The sequence below is a fragment of the Bacillus cereus group sp. RP32 genome, assembly GCF_040459735.1.
Lineage (GTDB): Bacteria > Bacillota > Bacilli > Bacillales > Bacillaceae_G > Bacillus_A > Bacillus_A wiedmannii.
This window is the reverse complement of record NZ_JARVHO010000001.1, coordinates 1,554,857-1,569,696: the sequence shown is the minus strand read 5'-3', so window position 1 is coordinate 1,569,696 and position 14,840 is coordinate 1,554,857. Positions and strand designations below refer to the sequence as shown.

The window sequence follows — 14,840 nt, the reverse complement described above, 5'->3', positions numbered from 1 at the left end:
CACTTTATTTTACAAGAAAAACTTACGAATGTCATTCCAAGTTACAACTAACATAAGTAACATTAATAATGCAAAACCAATAAAGTGAACCATTCCTTCTTTTTGGCGGTCAATTGGTTTCCCTCGTAACGCTTCAATTAAGAAGAAGAACAAACGTCCACCGTCTAAAGCAGGGACTGGTAGTAAATTAAATAAACCAAGGTTAATACTTAAAACTGCTGCTAAACTTAATACACGCGTAAATCCATAATCTACGACTTGATCTGTTAGATTATAAATTCCTACTGGACCTGACAACTCATTAATAGAGAATTGACCAGTTACTAATTTCACAAGTGAATCAAAAATTAGTTTTGTCCATTGGTATGTTTGTTCAAAGCCTGATTTAATAGAACCCATTACTGTTTTCTCTACTGGAGAGTAAACACCAATTCTACCTACTTCGTCTTTTCCTTCTTTATCGAGTGTTGGCGTTACTTTTACATTAAACTGTTCATTATCACGCTTTACTTGTAACGTAATTTCTTTATTTGGGTTTTCACGTACAATGGTAACAACATCTTTCCATGTACTTGTGTTTTTCCCATCGATTGCTTGAATTGTATCATTTTCTTTTAATCCGGCTTGCTCGGCTGCACTATTCTCCATTACTTTTCCGACCATTGGCTTGTCAACAGGAACACCTTGTACAAATCCAAGAATCACAAAAATAACAAATGCTAAAATGAAGTTCATTGCAGGACCTGCAAAGATTGTTAAGGCACGTTGACCCAATTTCTTGGAGCCGAATTGCCTATTATACGGAGCAATTTGTATTTCTTCACCAGCAGTAATAATACGAGCCTTTTCATTCACTCGGAATGTTTGAAGCTCTTCCTCGTACTCTTCATAGCCCGAAATTGTTAAATTATGCTCTAAATCAGCTTGTTCGACTTCAATGACACGAACATTTGGATACTTTTCATATCCATCAAAAACTAATTTCGCAACTTCGTCTTTTTCATTTAATACAAGGCCAACCTTTTTTCCAGGCTTTAACTCAACTGTGTCTGCATCCTCGCCAGCCATTCTTACATAGCCACCAAGGGGCAGTAATCGAATCGTATACACCGTTTCATTCTTTTCAAATGAGAATATTTTCGGACCAAAACCAATCGCAAACTCACGGCATAAAATACCTGCTCTTTTTGCGAAATATAGATGCCCTAGCTCATGGAAAAATACGAGTGCACCGAAAATTAATATAAAGGCAATCGCTGTATTCAATTCCATACCACCTTTGCTAAATTTGTTCCATCACAAACCGTCTTGTGGTTGCATCAATTTCCAGAATTTCCTCTAAGCTCGGACGTGCAATGACATTGTGATGGTTCATTGCTTTTTCAATGAGGTCTTCCACTGTTAAGAAACCAATTCTCTTTTGTAAAAACGCTTCAACAGCTACTTCATTCGCTGCATTCATTACAGCTGGCATACTTCCACCTGTTTTTCCAGCTTCATACGCAAAACGCAAACAACGGAAACGTTCTTGGTTCATTTTCTCAAAATGCAATGTTCCCATTTCCCATAAATTTAACTGCTTTGTGTCTGAAAGAGGTAATCGATCAGGATATGTAAGTGCGTATTGAATTGGTACTCGCATATCAGGTGAGCCAAGCTGTGCCATCACACTACGATCTTCAAATTCAACCATAGAATGAATAATACTTTCTTTATGTAAAACAACATCGATTTGCTCATAAGGGATACCAAAAAGCCAATGTGCTTCAATTACTTCTAGCCCCTTATTCATCATTGTAGCAGAATCAATTGTAATTTTCGAACCCATTGACCAGTTTGGATGTCGAAGCGCATCTTCTACGGTCACATGATGCAATTCATCTCTCGTCTTATCACGGAAACTTCCACCAGAAGCCGTAATAATTAGTCGAGAAATTCTTTTTTCATTTTCACCATTCAAGCATTGAAAAATAGCTGAATGTTCACTGTCTACTGGAAGTAACGAAACATTATGTTTTCGTGCTGCTTCCATTACAAGATGCCCTGCGGTTACTAACGTTTCTTTGTTTGCAATTCCGATTGTTTTTTTCGCCTCAATTGCACGAAGTGTTGGTAACAACCCTACGCTACCTACAACAGCATTTACTACAATCTCTGCATCTGGATGTAATGCTACTTCTAAAAGCCCTTCACTACCATATACAATTTTTGTATTACCAGAGACAGCTTGTAATTTTAAAACATCTTCCTCTCTTTGCACAGAGACAATTTGCGGAGAAAATTCTTGAATTACCTTTACTGCGTAGTCAATATTTTTCCCTACAGAAAAAGCAACGAGACGGAATTGGTCTGGGTGCGAGCGTAATACATCTAAAGTTTGTGTACCAATTGATCCGCTTGCACCTAATAAACTAATGTTTTTCATGACTCCAACCCCTCGTTCATTTATTAATTGTATTGTAATAAGAAGTAGAGAATTGGTAAAACAAATAACCAACTATCTGTTCGATCTAATATACCACCATGTCCAGGTAAAATTGTACCTGAATCTTTTACGCCATAATGACGTTTAAATGCAGATTGTACTAAATCACCAATTTGTCCAAAAATAGAAATGATAATTGTCAACACAATTAAAATCCCTACATTAGCCTCAACTGGGAAGAACATATTGTAAACAAGTGCCACAACAATCCCACAAACGATGCCGCCTAATGAACCTTCAATCGTTTTATTCGGACTAATTTCTGGCCATAATTTTCTTTTTCCTAATGCTTTCCCTACGAAATATGCGCCTGAATCGGTAGCCCATATAACAAATAATGCGCAAAACACATATTTAATTCCTAAAATTCTCGTTTCATTCAAATATAAGAATCCCATTGCAACATATGTTGTTGCCATTAGTAAAAAGGAAGCATGGTCAAAAGTAAATGTATTCTTAGAAAGGACTGTATATGATAAAAGTAATAAAACAATCACAAATGTGATTTCTAATTTACCTAATCCAATCCAAGTAAACAGTTCTGATGCACTACTTGGAATTAAAATAACCCATAATAATACTGCAGCTAAAACTGTTGGTATTGAAATAAGCGTAAGCTTATTCATACGAATTAATTCATATAAACCTATAGAAGCAAGTGCATACACTAAAACCGTAAAAGGCACGCCACCGTAAATTACGATGGGAATGAATAGCGCGGCAGCAACCACTCCAGTAATAATTCTCTGTTTCACTACCAAACCCTCTCTTTCTACACGCCTCCGAATCTGCGCCCTCTATGTTGAAAGTCTGTAATCGCATTTAGCAAATGTTCCTCGGTAAAATCTGGCCAATACACATCTGTAAACCAAAACTCCGAATACGCAATTTGCCATAACATGAAATTACTAATACGTAGCTCTCCGCTCGTACGGATTAACAACTCTGGATCAGGTAAAGAACTCGTCATTAAGTAGGAAGAAAGCATTTCTTCACTTACATCTTCAACACGAATTTTTCCTTCCTCACTATCTTTCACCATATGTTGCACAGCAGAAACGATCTCATCTCGACTTCCATAGTTTAACGCGAAATTAAGAATTAATCCCGTATTCTCTTTCGTATCTTCCATGGCCTTTTCCATCGCTCTGCGTGTATGCGTAGGAAGACGATCTTGTTGTCCTATCACTCGGACTTGTACGTTCTCTTCAATCAATTCTGGTAAAAATGTACCTAGAAATTCTTCTGGAAGTCTCATTAAATAGTCAACTTCCTTTTTCGGTCTTTTCCAGTTCTCAGTTGAAAAAGCATAAAGAGTTAACACTTTCACATTAAGTTTGCTTGCAAATTTTGTGATTTTCTTTACAACTTGCATGCCTTCATGATGTCCCGCAATACGAGGCATCGCTCTCCTCTTTGCCCATCTTCCATTACCATCCATAATGATGGCAATATGTTCTGGGATGTATCCTTTTTTCACTTTTTCAACGAGATGATCAAACGATGCGACCTTTTTACTTTTAAAAAAAGGAAAGTTTTTAAACATCATTCATACCCTCCAGCAAGCAGACGTATGCCTAAAAGTGTAAAAAGACCCCCTTAAGAAGAGGGTCATATTTGCGAAGGTATCGCTATTACACTTCCATGATTTCTTTTTCTTTGTTTTTTGCGATTTCGTCAACTTTTGCAATATATTTATCTGTTTCTTTTTGGATATCTTCAGTATATCCTCTTAAATCATCTTCTGTAATATCGCCAGCTTTTTCAAGCTTCTTAAGATCATCGTTACTGTCACGACGTACGTTACGAACAGCAACTTTTGCTTCTTCAGCATATTTTTTCACAACTTTTACAAGATCGCGACGACGCTCTTCTGTTAATGCAGGGAATGCAATACGAATTACAGTTCCATCATTAGAAGGATTTAAGCCTAAATCTGCTTTTAAGATTGCTTTTTCAATATCACCGATAGAAGTTTTATCATAAGGTTGAATTACAAGTAAACGTGCTTCTGGAACTGTAATGTTCGCTAATTGCACAACAGGTGTTGGTGCACCATAGTAATCAACTTGTACCTTATCTAATACAGATGAGCTTGCACGACCTGCGCGAACTGTTGCCAATTCACGAGAGTAAGCAGCAACTGCTTTTTCCATTTTTTCATTTGAAGACTTCAATACTTGTTGTCCCATATTTATTTCCCCCTTACAACTGTTCCGATATTTTCGCCTAAAACGGCACGTTTAATGTTACCTTTTTCCATAACCGAGAATACAATTAATGGAATATCATTGTCCATACATAAAGAAGAAGCTGTTGAATCCATTACACCTAAACCTTCTTTTAATACATCTAAGTAAGTAAGTGTTTCGTATTTCGTAGCTGTTGGGTCAAGAGATGGATCTGCATTATATACGCCATCTACATTGTTTTTCGCCATTAAGATAACGTCTGCTTCGATTTCCGCTGCACGTAGTGCTGCCGTTGTATCTGTAGAGAAATATGGGTTACCTGTACCTGCTGCAAAGATCACAACACGTTTTTTCTCTAGATGACGAATTGCTTTACGACGAATGTAAGGCTCTGCTACTTGACGCATTTCGATTGAAGTTTGAACACGAGTTTGAATTCCAATGTTCTCTAGGCTATCTTGAAGAGCTAATGAGTTCATAACTGTTGCTAACATACCCATGTAATCTGCTCCAGCACGGTCCATTCCCATTTCACTTCCGATTTTTCCACGCCAAATGTTTCCGCCACCAACAACAACAGCAACCTCTACATCAAGTTCTGCAATTTCTTTCACTTGTTCCGCAACTGATTTAATAACAGACGGGTTAATTCCAAATCCTTGTTCGCCAGCTAACGCTTCTCCGCTTAGCTTTAATACGACACGATTATATTTCGGTTTACTCATAATGAACCTCCAATTGCTTACATCTTTATTTTAAAAAAGGGAACACAATGTGTTCCCTAATCTTTATTAGTTGCTACCTTTTACTTGGTTCATTACTTCTTCAGCAAAGTTGTCTTCGCGTTTTTCGATACCTTCACCAACAGCGTAGCGAACGAATCCTTTTAATGTTCCGCCTTTAGACTCAACGAACTGACGAACTTTCATATCAGGGTTTTTAACGAATGCTTGGTCAAGTAAGCAAATTTCTTCGAAGAATTTGCCTAGACGGCCTTCAACCATTTTTGCAACGATTTTTTCAGGCTTGCCTTCGTTTAAAGCTTGTTGTGTCAATACTTGACGCTCATGCTCAACTTCTTCAGCTGTTACAGCATCGCGGTCGATGTATTTAGGGTTAACTGCTGCGATGTGCATTGCTACATCTTTAGCAGCAGCTTCGTCAGTAGAACCTTCAAGAACTGTTAATACACCAATACGTCCACCCATGTGTAGGTAAGCGCCGAATGCATCAGCATCAGTTTTTGATACGATTTCGAAACGACGAAGTGTAAGTTTTTCACCAATTTTAGCGATTGCTTCGTTGATGTGCTCTTCTACTGTTTTGCCGCCTTCGATTGTTTGAGCCATAGCTTCTTCAATGTTAGCTGGTTTGTTAGTTAATAAGTGTGCAGCTAATTCTTTAATTAATGCTTGGAAACCTTCGTTTTTCGCAACGAAATCAGTTTCAGAGTTTAATTCTAAGATTAAACCTTCGTTACCGTTTGTTTCGATGAAAGTTAAGCCTTCAGCAGCGATGCGGTCTGCTTTTTTAGCAGCTTTTGCAATACCTTTTTCACGTAAGAAGTCAATTGCTTTCTCCATGTCGCCATTAGTCTCAGTTAAAGCTTTTTTGCAGTCCATCATACCTGCGCCTGTTTTTTCACGAAGTTCTTTTACCATTTGTGCAGTGATTGCCATATTTTTCATCCTCCTAAAATATGTATTTATACCTTTTATAAAGGTGTTTATACCTTAAAAAAGGTGATAAAAGGCCGAACCCCTTATCACCTTTCCAAATTTGTTACGCAGTAACAGTTTCTTCACCTTGTTTTGCTTCAAGGATCGCGTCTGCCATTTTAGATGTAAGAAGTTTTACAGCACGAATTGCATCATCGTTTGCTGGGATAACGTGATCGATTTCGTCTGGATCACAGTTTGTATCAACGATACCGATGATTGGAATGTGTAATTTGCGTGCTTCAGCAACTGCAATACGCTCTTTACGAGGGTCTACTATGAATAATGCACTTGGAAGACCTTTCATATCTTTAATACCGCCTAAGAATTTCTCAAGACGCTCTAACTCTTTTTTAAGTTGAACAACTTCTTTCTTAGGAAGTACTTCGAAAGTACCATCTTCTTGCATTCTTTCGATGTCTTTAAGACGCTTGATACGCTTTTGGATTGTTTGGAAGTTTGTTAAAGTTCCACCTAACCAACGTTGGTTAACGAAGTACATACCAGCACGAGTTGCTTCTTCTTTAATAGCTTCTTGTGCTTGTTTTTTAGTACCTACGAATAAAATGTCTCCACCTTCAGCAGCGATGTCGCGCATCGTTCTGTAAGCTTCCTCAACTTTTTTCACAGTTTTTTGTAAGTCGATGATGTAGATACCGTTACGCTCTGTGAAAATGTAACGCTTCATTTTTGGGTTCCAACGACGAGTTTGATGTCCGAAATGAACACCAGCTTCAAGCAATTGCTTCATAGAAATTACTGACATAATATAGTTCCTCCTAAATGGTTTTTGATATCCTCCGTTTACTTCATCTCTAAGCGAAACTACAAACGTAGCACCAACACTTAAATCAGCAAACGTGTGTACTTTGTACTGACACCACTGCTTACTATATCATACTGAAATATTACAATCAAGTCGAAAATGCGAACAATGTAAAACTTTCTTTGTTCACACTCGAATTCTAGTATTACCAACCTGCATTTCTTTTAAGCAAAAAAGTGAAATTCAACTCATAGCTTTTCCAAAGAACACGATTATGACGCTTTTTACAGACACCATTAATCTTTTATACACAAAAAACTCTCCTCAAAAAACGAGGAGAGTTTTATAAATTAGTTTGTTTTTAATTTAGCAAGTTCCTGTAGAAACTTGTCGTTTAGCACTTTAATGTATGTTCCTTTCATACCTAAAGAGCGAGACTCAATAACACCAGCACTTTCTAATTTACGTAGTGCATTTACGATTACAGAGCGAGTAATTCCTACGCGATCAGCAATTTTACTTGCAACAAGTAAACCTTCTGTTCCATTTAATTCTTCGAAGATATGCTCGATTGCTTCTAACTCACTGTAAGATAATGAGCTAATCGCCATTTGAACAACAGCTTTACTACGTGCTTCCTCTTCGATTTCTTCTGCTTTTTCACGTAAGATTTCCATACCTACTACAGTTGAACTGTATTCAGCAAGGATTAAATCATCGTCTAAGAACTCTTGACCAAGACGAGCTAACACTAATGTGCCTAGACGCTCACCACCACCAACGATTGGTACGATTGTAGTTAAACCTTGACCGAATAATTCTCTATTTTCTACTGGGAATGCTGTGTAAGCACTGTTTACATCTAAGTTTGAAGATGTTTCTGTAATGTTGAATAAGCTTTGCGTGTACTCTTCCGGGAATTGACGCTCTGCAAGCATTTGTTTCATACGCTCATTCTCAATTTGTTGGTGAATTGCATAACCTAGTAATTTACCACGACGACTTACTACGAATACGTTCGCTTCAATTACTTCACACATTGTGTCAGACATTTCTCTAAAGTTTACAGGCTTTCCTGCTGCGCTCTGTAATAACGCATTTAATTTTCTTGTTTTTGCTAATAATTCCATTTCAAAAGTTCCTCCTACATGTTACTTACATATTTTTTCATCACTTGGAAACTAGGGCGAGTCACCTGATGACACTATTACAAAATAAACTGGCTCACATCTTTATTTTTAGCAATCGTTGCTAATTTCTCCTCAACGTATTGAGGTGTTATCGTTATTTTCTCTAACGTAATTTCAGATGCTTCAAACGATAAATCTTCAAGGAGTTTCTCCATAATCGTATGAAGTCTTCTTGCTCCAATATTATCTGTATCCTGATTAACTTGATAAGCAATCTCAGCAATCTTACGAATAGCTTCGTCTGAAAATTCAATTTCTATACCTTCAGTCGCTAATAAAGCCATATATTGTTTAATTAACGCATTGTCAGGCTCGATTAATATTTTAACAAAATCATCTGTCGATAATTTTGTTAATTCTACTCGAATCGGAAATCTCCCTTGCAGTTCCGGAATTAAATCCGACGGTTTAGACATATGAAACGCTCCAGCTGCAACGAATAAAATATAATCCGTTTTTACTGATCCGTATTTTGTCGCAACATTCGATCCTTCTACAATTGGTAAAATGTCACGTTGCACACCTTCACGTGATACATCTACGCTATTCGACTGCTTACCAGCAATTTTGTCAATTTCATCGATAAAAATAATCCCGAGCTGTTCAGCACGATAAACAGCCTCTTGTGTAACTTCATCCATATCAATTAAGCGCTGTGCTTCCTCATTTGTCAAGAGTTTTCTTGCTTCTTTCACAGAAAGTTTACGTTTTTTTGTTTTTTTCGGCATAAAACTTCCTAATGCATCCTGGAAATTCATTCCCATTTGTTCCATACCAGTTCCTTGTAACATATCGAACATGGAAGACTGTTGCTCAGTCACTTCAATCGATACAATTTCATCTTCAAGAAGTCCTGCAGCAAGCTTTCTTTCCACATCTTGACGTTTCTTTTCGATTTCACCATCTTCCTGTGCATCAGATGTTTGATTCGAATTTTGAGCACCGCCAAATAGCATTTCTAATGGGTTTTTAAATCCAGATTGTTTCTCCGGACTCGGCACTAAAATTTCAACAAGACGTTGGTTCGCTTGTTCTTCTGCTTTGTCTTGTACTTTAATTACCATTTCTTCTTTCACGATACGAACTGACGTTTCCACAAGATCACGTACCATCGATTCTACATCTCTACCTACATATCCAACTTCTGTAAATTTGGTAGCTTCAACCTTAATAAAAGGTGCTCCAACGAGTTTCGCCATTCGTCGTGCTACCTCTGTTTTACCAACACCTGTCGGTCCAATCATTAAAATATTTTTAGGCGCAATTTCATCACGTAGATTTTCAGCTAATTTACTTCGACGATATCGATTTCTTAAAGCTACAGCAACCGCTTTCTTCGCATCTTTTTGACCGATAATGTATTGATCTAATTTTTCCACAATTTGACGCGGAGTAAAATGTAAATGCATATAAAATGCCTCCCTTACGATTCTACAATTCTTCCACAATTATATTGTGGTTTGTATAAACACAAATATCGCCAGCAATGTCTAAACTTGCTTTCGCAATTTGCTTCGCTGTTAAATGTTCACTTGCATATTGCTTTAAAGCACGACCTGCAGAAAGCGCATAATTCCCACCAGATCCAATCGCTAAAATCCCATCATCTGGTTCAATCACTTCTCCTGTACCTGAAACAAGAAGCATAGTTGTTTTATCCATGACAATGAGCATCGCTTCTAGCTGACGTAACATTTTGTCGCCACGCCATTGTTTTGCCATCTCAACTGCAGCACGCTGCAAGTTCCCATTGTACTCTTCTAATTTCCCTTCAAACATTTCAAAAAGAGTAAACGCGTCAGCAACGGAACCTGCAAAGCCAGCTAAAACTTTCCCTTGGAAAAGTTTACGGACTTTACGAGCAGTATGTTTCATTACAACTGCATTTCCCATTGTCACCTGACCATCTCCAGCCATTGCACATTCTCCATTATGATGAACTGCAAATATCGTTGTAGCGTGGAAATTTCCCATAGAAAAAACTCCTTTATATGTTTTTATAGCTTTAAAAGCAATTTATGCCCGCGGGTGATGCTTCATGTAGACCGAACGCAATCTTTCTTTAGAGACATGCGTATAAATTTGTGTCGTCGACAAATTCTCATGACCGAGTAGCTCCTGTACAGTACGTAAATCTGCCCCTTCATCTAACATATGTGTAGCAAATGTATGCCTTAACATATGGGGACTTATCCGCATTGTCAGTGAAGCCTTCTTAATGAGTTCGTTTAATACATAGCGTACCCCTCGACTTGTTAGCGGCGTGCCTTTCGCATTTAAAAATACCATATGAGAGTGTTCTTCAGTTTTGTGAGCCAACTGTTTTCTCCCGTTCTCTATATAAGTAATTAAAGCATCTTGCGCATAGCTTCCGAACGGAATATACCTTTGTTTTTTTCCTTTTCCCATTACTAAAATTGTTCCCACCGCGAAGTCAATATCGGTAAGTTGTAAATTGACACATTCACTCACACGGATCCCAGTCGCATACATCAACTCTAATAAAGCTTGATTCCTTTGACCTAGCGGTGTTTCCGTATCAGCAACTTCAAATAATTCCTCTAATTCTTCAGCATATAAAAACTTTGGGATTGACAATTCTTTTTTGGGGAGTGACGCAAGTGCAAACGGATTATCTTTCCGATAACCTTCACGCATCAAAAAACGATATAAACTTCGTAAGCTTGATACTTTTCTTGCGACAGATTTACGGGCTAACTTTTCATCGTGCAACGTCGTTAAGTACAAACGAACATCCGCGTATGTAACATCTAAAAAAGAGGATATGCCTTCTCGCTCCATAAATTGCACAAAATGTTCTAAATCATTTTGATAACTTGCAATTGTATATTTTGAATAATTTCTTTCAATTTGTAAATATCCAACGAATAATTGTAACAATTTCTTCACATTCACACAATTCACCTCAATAAAGGCTACTAAATCGTATCACAACTTAGTAGCCTTTGCAAGAAATTTAACTAAATATTTACAAAATTTTGAATTGTTTCTAAAGCGCGTGTTGCATATGCTTCATTTCGTTCTGCTTTCCTCTTAATTTTCTTCTCTAACGGTGCAAACAAACCGAAGTTTGCATTCATCGGCTGGAAGTTTTTCGCGTTTGTCGCAGTAATATAATTCGCCATACTTCCCATTGCAGTTACAGGCGGTAATACAACCGGTTCTTCACCTTTCACAAGTCGAGCAGCGTTAATACCCGCTAGTAACCCTGATGCCGCCGATTCAACATATCCCTCTACTCCAGTCATTTGGCCAGCGAAGAATAAATCATCACGTTGTTTATATTGATATGTTGGACGAAGCAAGTTAGGTGAATTAATAAACGTATTACGATGCATTACACCATAACGTACAATCTCTGCATTTTCCAGTCCTGGAATCAACTGTAACACTTCTTTTTGTGGTCCCCACTTTAAATGCGTTTGGAAACCTACGATATTGTATAATGTTCCTGCTGCATCATCTTGACGTAACTGAACAACAGCATATGGCGTTTTTCCTGTTTTCGGATCTTCTAATCCAACAGGTTTCATCGGTCCAAATACTAGCGTCTGTCTTCCTCTACTTGCCATAACTTCTACCGGCATACAACCTTCAAAGAAAATTTCTTTTTCAAATTCTTTTAAAGGTACTGTTTCAGCAGCAATTAATGCCTCGTAAAAACGGTCAAATTCCTCTTCCGTCATTGGGCAGTTTAAATATGCAGCTTCCCCTTTATCGTAACGAGACTTTAAATATACTTTATTCATATCAATGCTATCTTTCTCAACAATCGGTGCTGCTGCATCATAGAAATAAAAATAATCTTCACCTGTTAATTCTTTTAATTGTGCAGCAAGATCAGGAGACGTAAGTGGACCTGTCGCGATAACAGTAGGCCCTTCTGGAATTTCAGTAATTTCTTCATTCATCACAGTTACGTTCGGATGGTTTTTCACATACTCTGTTACCTTTGCCGCAAATTCATGACGATCTACAGCTAAAGCTCCTCCTGCTGGTACAGAGCACTCATCAGCTGCACGAATAATAACAGAGTCCATTAAACGCATTTCTTCTTTAATAACACCAACAGCGTTTGTTAATGTGTTTGCGCGAAGCGAGTTACTGCATACTAACTCTGCAAATTTATCTGTGTGATGAGCTGGCGTTTGCCTTACTGGTCTCATTTCATATAATTTCACTTGGACACCACGTTTTGCAATTTGGTAAGCTGCTTCACTTCCTGCAAGACCTGCGCCAATGACGTTTACTACTTGTGTTGTCATATTTATCACCTTTCCTTTTCTTCCCGAAAAAAATGTGAGCAGTTACGCTCACATTTGTTGTTCTTCTTCATAATCACACGAAATACATTGTACTTGCACGCCTTTTTTCAACTTCTTCTCTACAAGCATACCTTCACACTTCGGACATTTACGACCAATTGGTTTATCCCAAGATACAAAGTCACACTCTGGATACGTACCGCATCCATAGAAAAGACGTTTCTTTTTATTACTACGGCGTTCAATAATTTGACCTTTATCACACTTCGGACAAGTAACACCGATTTCTTTCACAATCGGTTTTGTATTACGACAATCTGGGAAATTCGAACAAGCCATAAATTTCCCGTATTTACCCATTTTAAAGACCATTGGGTGATCACACAATTCACAGTCTTCCCCAGCTGGTTCATCTTTAATTTCCACTTCACGCATTTCTTTTTCCGCTTTTTCTAAACGCGGTTCAAAGCCTACGTAGAAATCATCAACAATTTTTACCCAATTCGCATTTCCTTCTTCTACTTCATCAAGACTTTGCTCCATGTTAGCAGTAAATTCAATGTTAATAATTTCTGGGAAAAACTCTAAAATAAGTTCAATTACTATTTCACCAAGTTCAGTTGGAACGAAGCGTTTATTATCCAAACCTACGTATCCACGTTTTTGAATCGTTTCAAGTGTCGGTACGTAAGTCGACGGTCTTCCAATTCCAAGCTCTTCAAGTGTTCTTACTAGACGAGCCTCTGTATAGCGCGGCGGAGGTTGTGTAAAGTGTTGCTTCGGTTCTAAATCCTTCGAAAATACCGTTTCCCCTACTTCTAAAGGTGGCAACATTTTATCCTTTTCTTCAGCCCCGTCATCTTTCGACTCTACATACACTTTCATAAATCCTGGAAACTTTACAACCGATCCACTTGCACGGAACTGAACATTGTTATTAATGAGTCTAGCTGTCACAGTATCCATTATAGCAGACGCCATTTGACTTGCAACAAATCGCTCCCAAATCAGTTTATACAACCGAAGTTGATCACGACTTAAGAAACTCTTTAGTTCCTCTGGCCTTCTCATTACCGAAGTAGGACGAATTGCCTCATGCGCATCTTGCGCGTTCGACTTTTTCGTTTCTTTCTTCTTTTCTGTCCCTATGTATTCCGCACCAAACGCCTCAGTAATGTAAGTACGCGCCTCTGTTTGAGCTGTTTCTGAGATACGTGTTGAGTCAGTTCTCATATACGTAATAAGACCTACAGTCCCTTGCTTTCCAAGATCTATCCCTTCATACAATTGCTGCGCGAGCATCATTGTTTTCTTTGCTCGCATGTTTAACTTACGAGCTGCCTCTTGTTGCAAGGAAGATGTTGTAAACGGTAATGCAGGATTACGTTTTCGCTCTTTTCGCGTTACATTTTCAACTGAAAACGCATTATCTTTCATCTGTTCAATTATTTCATTCACTTGCGTTTCATTCGTTAATTGAACTTTTTCACCATCTACACCGTAAAAACTTGCTTCAAATGTGTCTTTCCCTTTCACAAATTCTGTCTTAATTGTCCAGAATTCTTCAGGCTCAAAGATTTGAATTTCTTTTTCACGTTCGATAATTAAACGAACTGCTACAGATTGTACGCGTCCTGCACTTAATCCTTTTTTTACTTTCTTCCATAATAAAGGACTAATATTGTAACCAACAAGACGATCTAGTATACGCCTTGCTTGCTGTGCATCTACTAAATCCATATTAATCGCACGAGGATGTTTAAATGATTCTTTTATTGCATCTTTTGTAATCTCATTAAACACAACTCGGCAATCTGATTCAACGTCCACATTTAACGTATTGGCTAAATGCCAAGCAATCGCTTCCCCTTCACGGTCTGGATCGGCCGCGAGATAGACTTTCTTTGCTTTTTTGGCCGCTGATTTTAAATCTTTTAAGACGGGACCTTTACCACGAATGGTAATATACTTCGGGGTGAAGTTGTTCTTTACTTCTATCCCCATTTGGCTTTTAGGTAAATCGCGAACGTGTCCCATAGACGCGACAACTTTGTATTTTTTCCCTAAATATTTCTCAATGGTCTTCGCCTTAGAAGGCGACTCCACGATTACGAGGTAATCTGACATGCTAGTGCCTCCTTAAGAGGTGGATTCAAGTCTTCATCAATCTTATTGATTTCTCTTGTTTTTGTCAATCAAGAAT

At 38.0% G+C, this 14,840-nt stretch carries 14 protein-coding genes; all 14 read right to left on the bottom strand.

The features are described 5' to 3' along the window. Positions 1–9 precede the first annotated feature (9 nt). The 14 genes from rseP to topA all read right to left on the bottom strand — a co-directional run bounded on the left by rseP (position 10) and on the right by topA (position 14,764). The gene (gene rseP, locus QCI46_RS08265) at positions 10–1,266 is read right to left on the bottom strand and encodes an RIP metalloprotease RseP (RefSeq protein ID WP_001090238.1); all 1,257 of its coding nucleotides are present in this window, start codon (positions 1,264–1,266) and stop codon (positions 10–12) included. A 16-nt stretch (positions 1,267–1,282) separates the two neighbouring features. Then, positions 1,283–2,425 (bottom strand): 1-deoxy-D-xylulose-5-phosphate reductoisomerase, encoded by a 1,143-nt coding sequence (gene dxr / locus QCI46_RS08260; RefSeq protein ID WP_000790363.1) that lies wholly within the window; start codon positions 2,423–2,425, stop codon positions 1,283–1,285. Between the two features lie 23 nt (positions 2,426–2,448). Next, positions 2,449–3,240, bottom strand: coding sequence for a phosphatidate cytidylyltransferase (gene cdsA / locus QCI46_RS08255; RefSeq protein ID WP_048545995.1), 792 nt, complete (start codon positions 3,238–3,240; stop codon positions 2,449–2,451). Positions 3,241–3,257: 17 nt separating this feature from the next. Further along, positions 3,258–4,034 carry an undecaprenyl pyrophosphate synthase gene (gene uppS, locus QCI46_RS08250; protein WP_000971311.1) on the bottom strand — a complete coding sequence of 259 codons (777 nt, stop codon included), beginning with the start codon at positions 4,032–4,034 and terminating at the stop codon, positions 3,258–3,260. Between the two features lie 85 nt (positions 4,035–4,119). After that, positions 4,120–4,677, bottom strand: coding sequence for a ribosome recycling factor (frr, locus tag QCI46_RS08245; RefSeq protein ID WP_000531506.1), 558 nt, complete (start codon positions 4,675–4,677; stop codon positions 4,120–4,122). Between the two features lie 2 nt (positions 4,678–4,679). Continuing rightward, a complete protein-coding gene (gene pyrH / locus QCI46_RS08240; protein ID WP_000042666.1) occupies positions 4,680–5,402 on the bottom strand; it encodes a UMP kinase in 723 nt (240 codons plus the stop codon). Between the two features lie 66 nt (positions 5,403–5,468). Beyond that, the gene (tsf, locus tag QCI46_RS08235; protein WP_048545999.1) at positions 5,469–6,356 is read right to left on the bottom strand and encodes a translation elongation factor Ts; all 888 of its coding nucleotides are present in this window, start codon (positions 6,354–6,356) and stop codon (positions 5,469–5,471) included. Between the two features lie 103 nt (positions 6,357–6,459). Further along, positions 6,460–7,161, bottom strand: a complete 702-nt coding sequence (gene rpsB / locus QCI46_RS08230) for a 30S ribosomal protein S2 (RefSeq protein ID WP_048546000.1) — start codon at positions 7,159–7,161, stop codon at positions 6,460–6,462. A gap of 350 nt (positions 7,162–7,511) precedes the next feature. Then, on the bottom strand, positions 7,512–8,291 hold the full coding sequence (gene codY, locus QCI46_RS08225) for a GTP-sensing pleiotropic transcriptional regulator CodY (protein ID WP_000421290.1): 780 nt from the start codon (positions 8,289–8,291) through the stop codon (positions 7,512–7,514). A gap of 77 nt (positions 8,292–8,368) precedes the next feature. Then, positions 8,369–9,760, bottom strand: coding sequence for an ATP-dependent protease ATPase subunit HslU (gene hslU / locus QCI46_RS08220; protein ID WP_060488429.1), 1,392 nt, complete (start codon positions 9,758–9,760; stop codon positions 8,369–8,371). A gap of 22 nt (positions 9,761–9,782) precedes the next feature. Next, positions 9,783–10,325 carry an ATP-dependent protease proteolytic subunit HslV gene (hslV, locus tag QCI46_RS08215; protein ID WP_000526271.1) on the bottom strand — a complete coding sequence of 181 codons (543 nt, stop codon included), beginning with the start codon at positions 10,323–10,325 and terminating at the stop codon, positions 9,783–9,785. Positions 10,326–10,367: 42 nt separating this feature from the next. After that, positions 10,368–11,267, bottom strand: coding sequence for a tyrosine recombinase XerC (xerC, locus tag QCI46_RS08210; RefSeq protein ID WP_001101235.1), 900 nt, complete (start codon positions 11,265–11,267; stop codon positions 10,368–10,370). A gap of 65 nt (positions 11,268–11,332) precedes the next feature. Then, positions 11,333–12,637, bottom strand: a complete 1,305-nt coding sequence (gene trmFO, locus QCI46_RS08205; protein ID WP_000211996.1) for an FADH(2)-oxidizing methylenetetrahydrofolate--tRNA-(uracil(54)-C(5))-methyltransferase TrmFO — start codon at positions 12,635–12,637, stop codon at positions 11,333–11,335. A gap of 48 nt (positions 12,638–12,685) precedes the next feature. After that, positions 12,686–14,764: a type I DNA topoisomerase gene (gene topA, locus QCI46_RS08200; protein WP_001286953.1), complete on the bottom strand. Its 2,079-nt coding sequence runs from the start codon at positions 14,762–14,764 to the stop codon at positions 12,686–12,688. Positions 14,765–14,840 lie beyond the last annotated feature (76 nt).